This is a genomic window from Pseudobutyrivibrio sp. MD2005 (assembly GCF_000621865.1).
Classification (GTDB): domain Bacteria; phylum Bacillota; class Clostridia; order Lachnospirales; family Lachnospiraceae; genus Pseudobutyrivibrio.
The window spans coordinates 1-17,072 of sequence record NZ_JHXE01000014.1; the positions used below are offsets into that span (position 1 = coordinate 1).

The 17,072-nt window shown below is 38.1% G+C and carries 15 protein-coding genes; 4 read left to right on the forward strand and 11 right to left on the reverse strand.

Annotated elements, in window-relative coordinates; translation table 11 throughout:
• Positions 1-285: 285 nt before the first annotated feature.
• A complete protein-coding gene (locus T498_RS0105725) occupies positions 286-1,581 on the reverse strand; it encodes an IS30 family transposase (protein WP_028235081.1) in 1,296 nt (431 codons plus the stop codon).
• A 244-nt stretch (positions 1,582-1,825) separates the two neighbouring features.
• On the opposite strand from T498_RS0105725, the gene T498_RS0105730 reads away from it, so the two are divergent.
• Positions 1,826-2,353, forward strand: coding sequence for a hypothetical protein (locus tag T498_RS0105730; protein ID WP_028235082.1), 528 nt, complete (start codon positions 1,826-1,828; stop codon positions 2,351-2,353).
• 3 nt (positions 2,354-2,356) lie between these two features.
• Positions 2,357-2,548 carry a helix-turn-helix transcriptional regulator gene (locus T498_RS0105735; RefSeq protein WP_028235083.1) on the forward strand — a complete coding sequence of 64 codons (192 nt, stop codon included), beginning with the start codon at positions 2,357-2,359 and terminating at the stop codon, positions 2,546-2,548.
• A gap of 60 nt (positions 2,549-2,608) precedes the next feature.
• Here the strand turns inward: T498_RS0105735 and T498_RS0105740 are convergent, their stop codons facing one another.
• The 6 genes from T498_RS0105740 to T498_RS0105765 form a co-directional block, all read right to left on the reverse strand.
• The gene (locus tag T498_RS0105740; RefSeq protein WP_036977944.1) at positions 2,609-3,136 is read right to left on the reverse strand and encodes a phosphatase PAP2 family protein; all 528 of its coding nucleotides are present in this window, start codon (positions 3,134-3,136) and stop codon (positions 2,609-2,611) included.
• A gap of 98 nt (positions 3,137-3,234) precedes the next feature.
• On the reverse strand, positions 3,235-4,383 hold the full coding sequence (gene fucO / locus T498_RS0105745; RefSeq protein WP_028235085.1) for a lactaldehyde reductase: 1,149 nt from the start codon (positions 4,381-4,383) through the stop codon (positions 3,235-3,237).
• 157 nt (positions 4,384-4,540) lie between these two features.
• The gene (locus T498_RS0105750; protein ID WP_028235086.1) at positions 4,541-5,095 is read right to left on the reverse strand and encodes a TetR/AcrR family transcriptional regulator; all 555 of its coding nucleotides are present in this window, start codon (positions 5,093-5,095) and stop codon (positions 4,541-4,543) included.
• A 104-nt stretch (positions 5,096-5,199) separates the two neighbouring features.
• A complete protein-coding gene (locus T498_RS0105755) occupies positions 5,200-6,453 on the reverse strand; it encodes an ABC transporter permease (RefSeq protein WP_051524627.1) in 1,254 nt (417 codons plus the stop codon).
• Positions 6,453-7,166 carry an ABC transporter ATP-binding protein gene (locus T498_RS0105760; RefSeq protein ID WP_028235088.1) on the reverse strand — a complete coding sequence of 238 codons (714 nt, stop codon included), beginning with the start codon at positions 7,164-7,166 and terminating at the stop codon, positions 6,453-6,455. Before T498_RS0105760 ends, T498_RS0105755 begins: the two co-directional genes overlap by 1 nt.
• Positions 7,159-9,003, reverse strand: coding sequence for an efflux RND transporter periplasmic adaptor subunit (locus T498_RS0105765; RefSeq protein WP_028235089.1), 1,845 nt, complete (start codon positions 9,001-9,003; stop codon positions 7,159-7,161). Before T498_RS0105765 ends, T498_RS0105760 begins: the two co-directional genes overlap by 8 nt.
• A 172-nt stretch (positions 9,004-9,175) precedes the next feature.
• Between T498_RS0105765 and T498_RS0105770 the strand changes: the two genes are divergently transcribed.
• Positions 9,176-9,886 carry a response regulator transcription factor gene (locus T498_RS0105770; RefSeq protein WP_028235090.1) on the forward strand — a complete coding sequence of 237 codons (711 nt, stop codon included), beginning with the start codon at positions 9,176-9,178 and terminating at the stop codon, positions 9,884-9,886.
• Positions 9,883-11,235, forward strand: coding sequence for a sensor histidine kinase (locus T498_RS0105775; RefSeq protein ID WP_028235091.1), 1,353 nt, complete (start codon positions 9,883-9,885; stop codon positions 11,233-11,235). Before T498_RS0105770 ends, T498_RS0105775 begins: the two co-directional genes overlap by 4 nt.
• A gap of 3 nt (positions 11,236-11,238) precedes the next feature.
• Here T498_RS0105775 and T498_RS0105780 read toward each other — a convergent pair whose 3' ends face one another.
• The 4 genes from T498_RS0105780 to T498_RS0105800 form a co-directional block, all read right to left on the reverse strand.
• The gene (locus tag T498_RS0105780) at positions 11,239-12,567 is read right to left on the reverse strand and encodes an MATE family efflux transporter (RefSeq protein WP_028235092.1); all 1,329 of its coding nucleotides are present in this window, start codon (positions 12,565-12,567) and stop codon (positions 11,239-11,241) included.
• Between the two features lie 20 nt (positions 12,568-12,587).
• On the reverse strand, positions 12,588-14,537 hold the full coding sequence (locus T498_RS15050; protein ID WP_051524628.1) for a beta-galactosidase: 1,950 nt from the start codon (positions 14,535-14,537) through the stop codon (positions 12,588-12,590).
• A 245-nt stretch (positions 14,538-14,782) separates the two neighbouring features.
• A complete protein-coding gene (locus T498_RS0105795) occupies positions 14,783-15,370 on the reverse strand; it encodes an HD domain-containing protein (RefSeq protein WP_028235093.1) in 588 nt (195 codons plus the stop codon).
• A gap of 228 nt (positions 15,371-15,598) precedes the next feature.
• Positions 15,599-16,528, reverse strand: coding sequence for a M14 family zinc carboxypeptidase (locus T498_RS0105800; RefSeq protein WP_197019928.1), 930 nt, complete (start codon positions 16,526-16,528; stop codon positions 15,599-15,601).
• Positions 16,529-17,072 lie beyond the last annotated feature (544 nt).

Sequence of the window (17,072 nt, forward strand, 5' to 3'; positions counted from 1 at the left end):
GGTTAATAGTAGTCCGAGAGTCCCGTTTGTAATACAAGACTCCCGTTTTGTAAGTGAAAATCTAGTTTTGTAAATGAGATTCCCACTTTGTAAATGAAAATCCCATTTTGTAAACGAGATTCCAGCTTTTTATTTTATATTTGTCCATGTTATAATTCGTTCAGCAGATTTTATGTACAAAAACAAGAGATCAATTCTCGCTCGAAACTTTTTGTATTCGGAGAATCCATCCCTGGTTCAGCAGATTTAGTTTTACTTCTGACGGCCTGTACATAAATTAAACTGTTACTTTTTGAGAAGTTTTGGCTTTAAGATTATGTTCTCGGCGGCAACCGGTGAACATCCTAGTTTCTTTAGCAAATCTTCTCCATAATAAAAGCTGAACACTTCGTATGGGCTACGGTCGTTCAGCTTTTTTCTTTTATAAGAGTTGATATGATTCATCATCAAAAAAATATCTTCCTGGGTTAGTTCATCAAAGCTTGTACCCTTTGGTAGAATTCTTCTTATCAATTCATGATTAACCTCACATGAACCTTTTTGGTAAGGGGCACTTGGGTCACAATAAAACACTCTAGTTCTAAGACAAGGGATACTTTTTCTATATTCAATCTCCTTTGGATTAGAGAATTCGCTTCCATTGTCTGTGAGTATGACAGGAAAAAGTTGATTAAATGTAGCTTTTCCCAACACTTTATCAATGGCATTTATTATTCTTATCACCGAACCTGATGTATTAGCATCTCTTAGAAATGCAAGCATTAAACTGCTCTCTACAAAATGAAGTGTTAATAAACATTTGCCACCAACCCTTCCAATAACAGTATCTAATTGTACTGTTGTTGCCTCAGGGTGTTCAGACATATATTTTAGATAATCCTGATAATTACGTCCTATCCTACAACCTCTATCAACCTTAAATTCAGCTTTTTTATATCTGGGACGATATTTTACCTTCCTTGGCAAATCAATGTTTCTAACATCAAAAAGCTGTGCGTCTACATAGTTGTATAGAGTTTTTTCACTACACATCAAGTCATCAACATTATTTAGATAGATTTGGTGCAGTGATTGGCCATTTTTAACCAACGGGCTAATTATTTCATTTATTCGAGCTATATCATCTTCATTAGACAGGATACCTGTCCTAGATTCTGAGATAATTGCATATGCTCTTTCATGCGCATCAGCTGGGTCATATAATCGCTTCATCAAAGTGCATTTATCCAGTTCCGAGCATCCATTACACACATAGGGTGGTTTACTCTTAATGGAGCAAATATCTTCTTTAAAATCTGGGCAATGTAGTGTGCATTCGGAGCATAAACTACATTTATATGCAGATTTATGAGTACAATCATTACCACATAAATCTTTGGTTTTACAAGTAGACCTATGCTTACAAGGGTTATATGGATATCCTGGTCTGCCACTTTTCTTGTCATAGGAGTACTTTTTTATTTCCTTTGCTATTGTGGTGCGGTCTTTACCTAATTGCTTACCAATCGCCCCAAAAGATGCATTGTCCTTAAGCATCTGAGCAATTATTAAACGATCTTCATATGATAAAAACTTTGACATATGGTGACTCCTTTCTAGCCGCCAGAAATCAAAGAATAACAAAAAAGAGACCAACCTTCCAGTCAGTCTCAAATATTTGTAAGAGAGAATCCATACCTCCCTCTTGCATCTCAAAATATATAGTTTTGGGAATCATCCGGGGTAAGAGGTATGGAATCTCGGATTACAATTGAGGCAATGTATACTTCAATTAAAGTCAATTGACATGATTAACACACTAATTGTTTTTACAGGAGGATTTGTCATGGATAATAAAACAATGTTTATGGTATTACTTTTCGCTATAGTTTTTGCAGTTTGCCTGCTATTTGGAATCGCATCTCGCAAGGCCATCAAAGGGCATTATGATGAAATGCAGAAAATGAATCAGGGCAAGGCCAATCAAATTGCCTTTTTCACCACTCTCATTTTTCTAGCAACTTACTTTGTATATGATTATATTATGGGTGACACATTTGTTAGACTTTCTGCAGCCTTTCTCGCACTCATTACAATCGTTATTGGCGTTACTGTATATCTTGCCTACAGCATTTGGACTAACGCATATATTCAAGTTAACCAAAACGGAACAGCTGCTTTTATACTATATGCAGTTCTAGCCCTATTAAATTTATCTGTCTTTTTCCTAAATATGGATGATTTACATATCACCATAAATAACGGCATACTCCAATTTGATAGTAATTTTGTCCAGCTTGCTGTAGCCATTGTATTTGGGGTATGTCCTGTAGTCTTTTTTGTAAAGAAAGCATTAGATAAAAGGGAGAATTAGGTAATGAAAAATCTGCGTCTTAAATCAGCTCGCGCTGCAAAAGATTTATCACAAGAAGATTTGGCAAAACTATGTGATGTTAGCAGGCAGACAATCAGTGCCATTGAAAAAGGTGATTACAACCCTACTATCAAACTCTGCATTGCTATATGCCATGCCTTAGATAAAACATTAGATGAATTGTTTTGGGAATAAAATAGAGAGGGGCCAAAAGCTCCTCTCCTCTGTCCCATTAGTTGCTTCCTAATTACCATTTTAGGGCGCCTTAGCTGCACCAATCTTCTTTGTAATTATATCAACTAATTTTACCGCAATTATTCCCATAAGTGCACCAAAAACAATACCCGCTAATACGTCTGTTGGAAAATGCAGGAATAGATACATTCTGCTGAAGGCTATCAAAGCAGCCCAAATCAAAGCAATGAAACCGCCCTTTTTATTTCCTAAGAATATTGCTGTTGCAGCTCCAAATGCCCATGCCGAATGAGTTGAAGGAAATGATAAGCTGGAAGGACGCGCAACTAAAAGCTCAAAGGTCTCATCAATTTGGCAAGGTCTCATTCTTGAAAACATGTTCTTAAGTCCATACTGTCCCAATACATACACTAGCACATAAGAAACCAAAACAGCCACACCAATCTTTCTTGTCTTTTTAAAGAACAAAAGGATGACAGCTATAACAACCCATAGCTGTCCATAAGATCCAGTAATCTTATTGACTGTCAAAAAGAAACTATCTAATACTTCCATACGTGGAATAGCATATAAAAATTGAAATTCCATAGTTGCCCTCCTCGTTATTAATATAGGTAAGTATAGACGATAAATATGAAAAAACTGCAAAAAGAGAGGAGCCAAAAGCTCCTCTCCAACTAAAATTCCTAAGCCATAAGCATACGGAACATTTCAATTACCTGCTCCTTAGTAGCCTCACGTGGGTTGCCAGGATAGCATGCATCATTAAGAGCATCTGTTGCAAGCTGATCCAAATCTTCCTCTTTAATCTTATCAAGAGTTTTTGGAATTCCTACATCCTCAGAAAGCTTCTTAACTGCTGCAATAGCTGCGTCACGATATTCATCCTGTGACATGTTATCTACACCTTCAACTCCCATAGCTCTAGCTACTTCACGAAGTCTCTCACCTGTGTACTCACGGTTGAACTCCATAGAAATTGGAAGGAACATAGCACATGCTACACCGTGTGGTGTGTCATAATGTGCTGAAAGTGTGTGAGCCATTGCATGGTCAATTCCAAGTCCTACATTTGAGAAGCCCATACCTGCGATGTACTGGCCAAGAGCCATTCCCTCGCGGCCTTCCTTTTTGTTATCTACTGCATCACGTAAGTTCTTTGAGATAAGACGGATTGCTTCAAGATGAAACATATCTGTCATCTCCCATGCTGCCTTTGTTGTGTAGCCCTCGATTGCATGAGTAAGAGCATCCATACCTGTAGCAGCTGTAAGTCCCTTAGGCATTGAAGACATCATTTCAGGGTCAACAACTGCAACGATTGGCATATCATGTGTATCAACACATACAAACTTTCTTTCCTTTTCAACGTCAGTAATTACATAGTTGATTGTAACTTCTGCGGCTGTACCAGCTGTTGTTGGAACAGCGATGATAGGTACACAAGGATTCTTTGTAGGTGCTACACCTTCAAGAGAACGAACATCAGCAAATTCTGGATTTGTGATGATGATACCGATTGCCTTTGATGTGTCCATTGAAGAGCCACCACCGATTGCTACGATACAGTCAGCACCAGATTTTTTGAAAGCCTCTACACCATTTTTTACATTTTCTATTGTTGGATTTGGCTTAATATCTGAATAAATCTCATATGGAATATTAGCCTTATCAAGAAGCTCTGTAACCTTTCCTGTTACACCAAATTTGATAAGGTCTGGATCAGAAGCAACAAATGCCTTCTTGAATCCGTTTCCATTGATTTCATTAACTACTTCCTGGATTGCTCCAGCCCCATGATAAGATGTTGGATTGAGAGAAATTCTGTTTGCCATATACACTACACTCCTTTTTTATAAAATATCTGTGTTAAATAATTAACACACCCTACGATTAATATTTTATCATCATAGGATGTGCAAATATAAGTTACAGATATGAGTATGTGTAACATAAATATAAAATTAGTAAATCCTTTAAATTCAAGGCTTTCTAGACAAGTCCAATCTTTGCAAACAGCTTGTGTAACATTTCTGGCATAGCATCAATCATAAGATTTGCCAGCTCCGCCTCCGATTCCTTCATGCCCTTCATCAGCCACTGCACTGTCATATACACAGAAGATTGACAGTACATCTCTAATATCTTTCTGGTATGCTTGTCCAGATTTTCACCAGTCTTCTTACGAATTAAATCGCAATAGAATTCATATATCATGAAAAAATCATGCTCTTTGAGATTGTTTTGTTCGTCACCTTTGAAGCCTGCAGTAAAAAACAATCTCTCTTGCTTGATGTACTCAAACTTCTTGATAAGCCCTTCTCGGATAGTCTCTCCGCTGCCCATTTCTTTAAATGACTGCTCAAGCAGACAATCAAAATACCAGTTTATCAAATCATATTTATCTATAAAATTTCTGTAGAAGCTCTGCCTAGACACTCCGCACACATCTACTATCTGCTTTACTGTAATATTCTCAACAGATGTAGATTTCATGCACACCTTCATTGCTTCTGCTAGCTTATATTTAATATTATTCTTCCCCATTGCATTCTCCTATTTTAGTCATTCAAACTGATTCTCATTCTACCATGTGTAGAGAAAAAAAGCACTGACACAAGTGTTTCTTTCTGTGCCAATGCTTTTCATATTTATTCATATCTTAATGCATCAATTGGGTTCATATTGGCTGCGTGCTTGGCTGGGGAGTAACCAAAGAACACGCCAATAGCCATTGAGAACCCTACAGACATATAGATACTTGCAAATGAAACATGTGGTGCGTACCCCATAAAGTGTACGGCCACATTTCCTAGGATTAAGCCTAGGGCGATACCAATAATGCCACCAATCAGGCAGATAATAATTGCCTCGCTAATAAACTGAAGCATAATCATGCCATCTGGAGCACCTAGTGCTTTTCGCGTACCAATTTCTCTTGTACGCTCAGTAATGGAAACAGTCATAATGTTCATTACACCAATTCCACCGACAATAAGAGCAATCGCTGCAATCATTGAAATTGCCATAGTCATCTGATTCATTGTTTTTGTGTTTTCTTCAATCATAGACTGATTGCTGTATGCTTCTACTGTAAATCTATCGCCTAAGTTGTTAGCTAATAACTCTGAAAGATAATTCTTAACTTCCTCTGCAAGAACAGATGCATTCTCACCATCTGCTGCAACAACAGTTGCCTCATAGATTTCCTGGGAATGAGTTAGGTTCCAGGCAGATTTTAGAGGGACGTACACTGTAGTTGTAATATTCTTATTACTCCCTTTCATGCCGCCTTCCATCTTGTACTCATAAACGCCAACAACTGTTACATTGAGATAATTGTCATCTATGTTTATCTCCAACTCTTTTCCAAGAAGATTTTCAGGTTTAAATTCCTTTCCATATAGCTGTTCAACAAATTTATCTGAAATTATGGCAGTGTTTTTGCCTTGCTCGTAATCGAACTCAGTGAAATTATTGCCATTTAATATTTTTATCTTGTTTGCTTTGTAATAGCCTGCGCTAGTTCCAAGCACATCAACATTTGCTTTCTTCCCATCCACAATCACACTACCTGAACCAGCAGATGCCTCCACTGATACTCCTGCTATCCTCTTTCCAAACTTCTCGGAAAGCTTGTGAAGTGTTTCTGGCTTAAACTGCATGTTCTCGTTATCCGCTTCAGAAAGCTCAGCGTTATAATCAATAGGATTTATGTAGATTGTGATGTTCTGTACACCATATCCTTCCAGCTGCTTTTTGACATCAGCTGTCATGGAATTTCCAACAGTCATTATTGCAATAACCGCGCATACACCGATGATAATTCCAAGCATTGTAAGAAAGGCGCGCATCTTGTTAGCTTTAATACTTATAATGGCAAGCTTACAGTTTTCCTTTATCATTATGCGACTCCTTTCCCATCGTTGATTTTCTCAGAAATAATATTTCCGTCGCTGATGGTGATTATTCGTGGAGTCTCTGCCGCAAGCTCATTTGAATGAGTGATTAGTACAATTGTCTTGCCCTGCTTCTCGTGAAGTTCATGAAAGATGTCCATAACAAGTCTTCCTGTTTTTGAATCAAGGGCACCTGTTGGCTCATCCGCAAGGATAATATCTGGATTATTGGCCATTGCGCGGGCAATTGCAACTCGCTGCTTTTGACCACCTGAAAGCTCATCAGGTGTATGGTGCATTCTTTCACCCATACCCACCATCTCTAAAAGCTCGATAGCTCTCTGTCTACGCTTCTTCTCTGGAACTCCGGCATAAAGCATCGGCATTTCTACATTTGCAATAGCGTCTGTTCTTGCAATTAAGTTATAAGTCTGGAATACAAAGCCTATATGCTTATTACGTAAAGACGATAATGCCTTGTTTGGAGCTTTTGATATATCTACTCCGTCTAGCACGTATTTGCCAGAAGTCTGTCTGTCAAGAATTCCCAGTATATTCATTAGAGTACTTTTGCCAGAGCCCGATTGTCCAACTATAGAGACAAATTCGCCTTTACGAATATCCAAATCGATTCCATGTAAAATCTCTAGCTCATTAGGAGTGCCCACATAGTAGCTCTTTCTTATGTCTCTAGCAGATAATAGTATGTCCTTACTCAAAATAGATTCCTCCGTCTGCCCCCATTTCATCTAGCACTGCATCAGCACTTCCATCCATATCAGACTCAACAATAATATCGTTTTCTTTCAAATCTCCGTCTGTAATTTCTGTATAAAAGTCATCAGAAATTCCCACTGTAACATTCACGTTTTCTGTAGTCTCATCATCCTTCTGAACTACTACGTATTTATTTCCATCCATGTCTGTCTGGATATCTGAAGATGGCACTACTAACGCATTCTTAGACTCTGCTGTAATAAATGTCATCTTCGCTGTCATTCCAAGGCGAAGCTTTTCGTTTCCTTCATCAAGAGAAACATCTACTCTGTATGTAGCACGGCTCTTTGAGACAGATGCAGTAGTTGATGCCTGATCAGTAGTTTTAGTACTATTCTTTGTTGCTGTAGGTGATACAAATGTCACAGTACCAGTTAAAATATCATCGCCTGTGGCATCTGTTTTGATTTCTACCTTTTGTCCTACCGCAATATCTGGAATCTGGCCCTCGTCAATATCCGCTGTAGCCTTAAGGCTTGTTACATTGTCAATTACAACCGCATCTGTTCCTGAGTAAGTCTGTCCTGCCACAATATTTACGTTTGTGACTGTTCCATCCTGCGAAGCACATACCACTGCCTTTGAAAGCTCCTGCTGAGACTTTTCAATCTCCTGCTTAGATGATAATGTGCTTGCCTGTGAGGAAAGCTGACTTGATTTAACAGACTGTGCCTGATTAACTATAGTTGAGTTTGCTGTCTGTGTTGTATTGTTAAGTGATGATTGTGCAGCCTCAACTGATCTGTTTGCTGTTGTCACTGAATCATTTGCAGATTGAACAGCCTGCTCCGCTGACTGACGGGCTGTTACAGATGAATTGTACTCACCCTTTTTGGAATCATAATTGCCCTTTGCGTCAGAAAGTGCTGTCTTTGCTGCTTCCAAATCTGCTTTAGCCTGGGTAAGCTGATTATTTAAATCTGTAGTGTCGTTAAAAACTTCCACTGTAGTTGTAGTCTCATTTTCCTCTGCATCTGTTGTAATCTGCTCTTCTGTATGAGTCCCTGCATTCGAAATCTGGCTCTCTAAATTCGCAATCTTAGTATTTAATTCATTTACCTTATTCTGAGCATTTGTAACTGCAGATGATGCGCTATCCATATCAGACTTTGCATTATTCTCAGCATCCTTCGCATTGTTTAAGCTATCGTTTGCATTGTTCTTATTTCTATTGGCGGTATTCTGTTCCTGCTTTGCAGCATCTAAGCTTCGAGTAGAATCAGTAATCTGCACGGCACCAGCATTCTGGGCATCCTGCAAAGCTCTGTTTGCATTATCCTGAGAAATAGCATTCTGCTGATTTTGAATGTTTAAGGCCTGTTGCTGATATGAAAGTGTCTCTTCCATAGTAGTCATATCAAGCTTATATAAAGGGTCACCCTTTTTTACCTCATCGCCGACCTTTACATATACTTCCTGAACTGGATAAGAGCCGGAAACTGTTGCAAACTGACCACTCTCCTCTGCTGAAATGATAGTTCCTGTAGCGCTCATTGTCTTTTGCACATCCTGACGGAACACCTGAACAGTAGGAATGTATTCTTCTGTCTCCTCAGCTCTTGCCTTCATATATCTCACACCTGATACTCCAGCTATTGCTGAAATCAAAAGGGCGGCTGAAACCATGGCAGCAATCACTTTTTTATTAAGCTTCTTAAATGCTTTTTTATCCTTATCTGAAATTTCCTCATCTAAGCTTTCATCTATTTCATCGTCTAAGTATTGGTCCTCTTCATTGTCCCAAAACTTTATCTTATTAATGACTTCTTTAAGTTTCATCAAAATCATCCTCCATCGGTTGGTTTTCTTTACAGCAACTAGTATGCCGAAAGAGTCTTAAGAAAACCCTAAAGTAAATCTAAAGAAATCTAAAGAAACAGTTTTTTGACATAACTTCATATTTTTTGTGATACTATACAATCAGAGTTAAAACATCAAAAGAAAGGTTTATATGGGAAATCAAAAGATACTTGTCGTAGACGACAACGAGGAAATCAGAAATATACTTCATATATTATTGGAAAGCGAAGGCTACACTATTATAGAAGCCCCTGATGGCGAAACGGCCCTTGAGCTTGTGGATGATTCCATTGATTTGATTATTCTAGATATAATGATGCCTGGTATCTCCGGCCTTGATGTGTGCAAAAGGGTTCGCGAAAACTATCAAATGCCTATTCTCTTTTTAACAGCAAAGGGAACTGACTCTGATAAATCATTAGGTCTTCTCATTGGTGCCGATGATTATCTGGCTAAGCCTTTTTCACATAGTGAGCTTACTGCCAGAGTAAAATCCATGCTTCGTCGCTACTATGTTTATAAAGGCAAGGAAAGTACTGCCGAAGATTATTTTTTCGTATATGATATTTTCAAAGTGGCAAAAGACCGAAATGAAGTCTACATGACTGATTCCGATGGTTCCAGCACTTCCATAGATTTATCTGAGCTTGAATATCAGATTCTAAAGCTTTTAATAGAAAGTCCTGGACGAATATTTCCTGCTCAGCTTATTTACGAAAGCATTTGGAATGAACCATATTTTTATAGCTCAAATGCCACAATTATGGTGCACATTAGAAATCTTCGCACCAAAATCGAGGATGATCCATCCAAGCCAACTCATCTTCTAACTGTATGGGGAAAGGGATATAAACTGCAATGAAAAAGATTAAAGCATTCTTCTCTAAAACCTTATACTTGGAGCTATCGTTCTCCATCATACTTGGGCTAGTTTGTGGTGTTGTTTTTTATTCTGTTCTGATGGATATCAATTATAAAATAATAGATTCCAAGTGGGTCAGCGAAACCTATGTACCTCAAAAGGTCGAAAAGACGGTGCAAGAGCTTCAGGAATTCATCAATGAAAACAACATTTCATCCAATCAACCTTACGAAATATATAAATGGTCGAAAAGCCATCCCCTTATATATTTTTATATGGAGCGTGACGGGCAGATTCTTTACAACTTCTATGTAGACTACTCTAAAGATGATGCTAAAACGATTTCTGAATACAATAAAGAATTAAGTTCAGAATCCGATTATTATACTTCATACACATACAATTACACCATCACTTTAGCCGATGGTGATTGCACACTGATATGTTTTCAAGACGTTCAATATGATTTAAGCAACACAATGCAAAATATCAGTTTCTTTTTAAGTGGCGCATTAATCATATTTATTATCACAATTTTAGTTAGAAAAAAAATACATTATATAAAGGAAGTAAATTCTGGTATCAACATTTTGGAGGGTGGCAACCTAGGCTACAACATTCCTGTCAAGGGACATGATGAACTTGCTCATGTTGCAGAAAGCCTTAATTCCATGCGAGTGGCCCTGTCCCAGCAGATGGAAAATGAAAAGAAAGCTTTGCAGGCCAACAACAGTTTGGTTACTGCTCTTTCTCATGATTTGCGCACTCCTCTTACCACACAGATGGGATACCTGGAGATTCTCAAGGAGCATCACTACAAATCCCCTGAAGAGATGGATAAATACATTTCCACTGCTTTAGATACCTGCAATCAGATAAAGGAAATGTCCGACAGATTATTTGAATACTTCCTGGCATTCGACCCTAATCCGAAGCGTTCAGATGATGCCTTGGAAGAATTTGATGGTATGGGATTTTTTATGCAGCTAATTTCAGAGCTCACTCCACCTCTCATGGAGCAAGGCTTTAGATTTGATATTAAAGAACCTACAGAAAGCTTTAATATAATGGTTAACGCAGATGATATACTGCGTATTTTCAACAATATTTTTACCAACATAGATAAGTATGCAGATGAGAATCATCCTGTATTAATAGATTTCAACAGGGATGATAATTATGCCTACATATCTTTTTCTAATACTATAAGAAAAATGCCTAGAAAAAATGAAAGCTCCAAAATCGGTCTCATCAGCATATCAAGCTTGATGAAACGTCAGGGCGGTTCAAGCTACACTAAAACCACCTCAGACACTTTCACTTTGGAACTTAAATTCCCTCTAGGCTAAACTCTAAATCTTGTTTTTCTTACGAAGAATCATAAATGCAATTACACATATTATGAGCTGCAGTACCCCGCCAAGTGGTGCTGCAAGTCCCATTGGAAACAGCGTGTCAGGATAATATTTAGATGCTAAATATGCTCCTGGCACTCTTAATGTAACGATAGATGCAACGTTGTGTATGAATGATATGTACGAATAATTGGATGCCACAAAAAATCCACTGAAGCAAAAATGAAATGAGGCAACGGTACAATCAAACACATAGGATTTGATATAAGAAACACCAAGCATTACCACAACCATATCATTTGTAAACATGGCGATAACAGGCTGAGCAATAAACTGGAATGCTATGGCAAATACCAGACCAATCGACGCCGCAATGGCCATACCATAAAACAATGTCTTTCTTGCAAGAGGCCTATTTCCAGCACCAATTGCCTGTGAGGAGATAGTGGATATTGTAGAAAGCATGGATGATGGCACAAGGAACAAGAACGAAATAATCTTTTCAACGATGCCTACTGCCGCAGATATTTCAACACCTCTGCTGTTAGCGATAATCGTAATTATCAAAAAGGAAATCTGAATAAATCCATCCTGAAGACTGACAGGCACACCAATTCTTAGCACATTCTTAAAGATATTAGCATCAAGCTTCAAATCAGATTTTGAAATCACCACCAGCTTCATTTTTATAATCGCAGTCAATGAGATTACCACGCTTATGGCCTGTGCAATAATTGTGGCCCAGGCAGCACCCACAGCCTTCATATCAAAAGCACCGATAAAAAGATAGTCTAATGCGATATTAGCAACACAGGCAATGGTTATAAAAATCATTGGACTCTTTGAATCACCAAGTCCTCTGAAGATTGCAGATATCACATTGTAAGCAACAATAAATGGGATTCCTGCAAAGCAAACAATGAGATATGCCTTTGTCTCATCTATGGCCTCTACCGGTGTCTTCATAACAGCCACAATAGGATTCACAAGACAAAGTAAAATGATTGCACAAATAACAGCGACAAAGGCGAACAGCACTATCGTATTTCCGATAGTCTTTGAAATCTTTGCTCTATCTTCTGCCCCGACAAATCTGGCTATCATTACAACAGTTCCCATTGCAAGCCCTACAAGCATTACCGTTATCATGTGCATCACCTGTGAGCCAATAGATACACCTGAAATAGAGGCAGCACCGTTGTACTGCCCCACTATAAACAAATCCGCCATTCCATATAGAGTTTGTAAAAAATAGGAAAGAAGAAATGGGCCCGAAAAGACCATGATGTTTTTGAGCAAGCTTCCTTGAGTAAGATTTCTTTCCATAATGCATTATCTCCAATCTATTATTCCATGTAAGAATCGTCCTGATACTCACTTGCAACTATATATAATTCCTTGTTTTTAAGTATTGATTTTGGAAATCTGAAAGGTAGTCCATGGTAGAAATCATCATCTAACAGATTTCCGTCAGCATAGAGCTGCATAACATCGCATTTTAAATCAATATTAATAAACTCATCATCGCTGTCATCTACTAAATCAAGTGAATACCAGATATTTTTCTTATCACTATAGCACAATTCATCCTTAAACATAATAGGAATTTCAAAAGGTGCATCTTTTATTTTTGTAAGCTTGTATCCTGTCTTTTTTGCAGACGTTAGATACTCAATGCTCTTTCCCACTTCATCCGCAAGATAAACACGATCACCTGATTTTCTGAGGCGCTTTGCTTCATCAATGTTAAGGGTGATGATTTCCTTTTGATTGCTTTCATCTGCAAATATAAAATGAGGCTCTATTCCTGGTATCTCCAAAAACAGCCACTTATCATTACTCTTACAAAGAGGCTGAGCTGTGGCGTACTTCAAAACAACACCATCGCCCAAATCCATGTTAAAAGGCATAAAGAAAGCTATCGGGCCAACAACATTTATCGGTTCAAACTGCACCTCACCAGTGTCGATTTCAACATCATAAATATCATCTATTTTATGCAGACGCTGATAATGATTAATGAATACAAATCCACCATTTTCATCTCTTCGTATGCCGTATCTAAGCTTTGTCATATCTCCAAGTGGCGGTGTGTACTCTGCCTCGACGTATGTCATTTTTGCAAGCTTCTCACCATATTCATGGACAAAAAGATGAAGTAGATTAAGCAAATCATAGGACTCTCTAGTCTCTTCATAAGAAGATATTGGAGCTTGAAAATCATAGGAAATTATCGGATAGTCGTTAGGATAACCAGTGGCTTTTGATTCCTGAAGTGTACACTGCTTTCCCACCTTATTAATTCCGCCGTGATACATATAGTATCCCAAAAGATTTGCCCCTTCACAAAGCATTACAAGAGTCATAGCATAAACATCCATTCCATGAATCTTATATCTACGATGATATGTATTCATAAGGCCAGCGCCTATTTCACAGGTTGCATAAGGATATCGCATATACGGTAATCTCCAGTCATCCTCACCTGATTCTTTTATCAAATCCTTTCCTATGGCAGAGTCATTTCTTATCCCTGTAAAATAATATCTAGAACAAGGGGCAAGCTTATCTGTTCCCTCATCCCAAGGAGCATCGCAATATCCACCAAATGTAGGAATCACGTCATCCACAGGAATCTTGGCGCCATTAACAGCATTCCAGCCTGTAACTGTATATAAAGGCACATCGATTCCCACTTTAATGGCAAGCTGCTTTAAGGCAAGAAGATGCTCGGCATTATCTGTCAGCTCGTTTTCAAGCTGGCACATCACAACCGGGCCACCATCCTTAAAAAGTTGCCCTTGTATCTGCTCAGAAATAGCCCTGTACCATCCCTCTACTATCTCTAAATAACTGCTGTCATTAGTTCTAAGCTGACATTCCTTTTTTAACAGCCAATTAGGGAACCCACCGTTTCTGACCTCGCCATGGCACCATGGGCCGATTCGCACACACATTTCAATCCCTACTTCTTTTACAAGCTCCACAAAAGCACGCAAATCATTATCACCATTCCAGTCGTACTTTCCTTCCTCAAACTCGTGATAAATCCAGATGATATAAGTGGCCACGATGTCAATACCGCCAGCCTTCATCTTTTCAAGTGCTGTGCGCCACTGGCTTCTTGGCACTCTGCTAAAATGCATCTCCCCCATTACAGGAATGGTTGCTTTACCATTCCTTTCAATATATAGGCTATTGACCTTTATTTCGACTCCTTCGTTATCTAATCCACCCATGTTTAGATGGTCCCTGATAATCTCAGGCCTCACATACTCCTTGAATGTGTATTTCATTTTATTCCCCCAATATATTCACAATTCTATTGAATTTTTTTCATTTTTTGCTGATATATTTAACGTATCGAAGTTTCCGGAAAATAGGAGGTGCCTTATGGAAATGGTAAAACGCAAATGCCCAAATTGCGGTAAAGCATTCTATATCTCATCAGTAGATATGGATAAAAAATTTCGTAATGGCTACGTTCCTATTTTTTGTAACATCAAATGTGAACTAAGATTCTCAGAAAAGCAACATTAGTCTACTCTGAAATGTTGCCCTTTTTGATGTTTTCCTTGATGATTTCGTCAGTCACTTCAAATAGCTTTTCAGAGCCAAGCTGTGTCTTACTTTGACGTCCATAAACTTTTTCGGCAGAAACCTTATGAGCCCTCCAATCAGCCCCATCATTGCTATGGTTTAGCATCAGTGGCTGCAAATTATCCATAGCTCTGGCAAACTTTGCCTCTGGAGTGCTATATTCTTCAAACTCATCAAAAATAGCCACAAGCTCTTTCTTCTGATCCTCAGGAAGAATTGAAAAAATACGCTCCTTAGCTGCATCTTCCCTTGCTTTTTGAGTCTTTAGGCCTTCCTCATCATAAGCATAAGTATCCCCTGCATCTATCTCCACAATATCGTGAATCAGGCACATAATCATAACCTTTGCAATGTCAATCTCTTCGTTGGAATACTCCTTCAGAAGATATGCCATAAGTGCCATGTGCCATGCATGCTCTGCATCATTTTCATTTCTTCCATGTCCCGAAAGATGTGTCTGCCTAAATATATTTTTTTCCTTATCAATCTCAAGTGCAAAATCCAATTGTTTTTTTATTCGCTCGTCCATTATGTCCTCCCTTGGTAAATAACTTAATTCAAATACTATCCCAACAGCCTAAGTGCTTCAACAAATGACTTAATCTTATCAACTGCTGTGTTTATTTCATATAATGTGGTAGCTGCATTATCTAAATAAATCATATCCATATTTTAGCAAATTTACGGTATATGTGTTACCAACTTACAAGATTTAAAATAAAAATAAAGCATAGACCAGCTTCAGCTAGTCTATACTCTATTTAGAATAATAGCCGGCAATTACAGGCCACACATTTATATTTCTACTATATATATTTGTGAATTGACTGATAGGAACTGGATTTGCAGTACCTATTTCTATTGTTACACTTGACGTAGCCTCGACAGTACCAAAATAATCTGCAAAACTTCCTATAGCTTTTCCGCAGTATTCTTTTCTATATCCAGTTATAGACTGTACAATATTTGCCATGTTTTGACATCCTGCAGCAACTTCTGGACTATTAGTAGCGGCACCATAATAAATGACGTTTCCCATAGAATGATAATTTATGCATGTGACAAAATCGTTTTCATTGAGGAGTACCCCCATGACCTGAGTCTCAGCTTCAGAAAATGGAGCAACTCCTGGATATTTACATAATCCTGGGGCCCATGATGTACCTGAATCCTGTCCAAAGCCTAATGGAAAATTGCGATTCAGATCTACACCATTTGCATTTGCTTTGATTTGGGTAAGACCTGACCTTGAATTGATACTTCTCAACCAGTCCCTAGTAGACTCCTGTGTAGCTCCATCTATTCCAAATTGACTAATAGATACCCCATCCGGATTAATCATTGGAAGAATGTAAAAGCAAGCTGAGTCAAAATACTGTCTATAAGTAGTGCCGTCTGCCATAGGAATATCATAATTGCAAACATATTCCTCAAGCATTTTCATCACAAGCTGTGACGTCATGTATTCTCTCGCATGAATCGATGCTGTAATCAAAATCTTTTTTTCTGCTTGCAGATTCCCAAACTTAATAAGCCATACATTCCTACCTTGGGATGTAGTAGCTAAAGGCTCACAGGTCATGATATCTTCGTGGCCAACTTGAAGAAGCATCATATCTTCCACCATTGCATCATATGAGTACAGCTGCTGTGAAACATCTACAATAGATGTATCGGCTGCACTCAAATTTAGCTCAGGAATTAATAATGCGCAAATCAATATGAAACTAAAAACAATCCGTTTTATATTCCTCATATGGGAAATTATATAGAATAAATATGAAAAAAATCTGAAATGGAGGTATTGCTGGACAAATAGGTATAACCATCTGCAATTTTTGTATTTAGTTATACCTTTTTTGCTTCAATATAATGTCCTGTAGTTCACTATAAGGTATAACTTGCCATATATTTCCACGCTAGTTATACCTTTTTGGCTTCAATATAATGTCCTATAGTTCACTATAAGGTATAACCTGCCATATATTTCCACGCTAGTTATACCTTTTTGGCTTCAATATAATGTCCTATAGCTCACTATAAGGTATAACCTGCCATATATTTCCACGCTAGTTATACCTTTTTGGCTTCAATATAATGTCCTATAGCTCACTATAAGGTATAACCTGCCATATAATCCCACACTAGTTATACCTTCATCCCCAAATAAGAGCTGTTATCTTGAAGCTCACGGCTAACTTCTATAGGCGTAGCCTCTCCTTTATATTTTT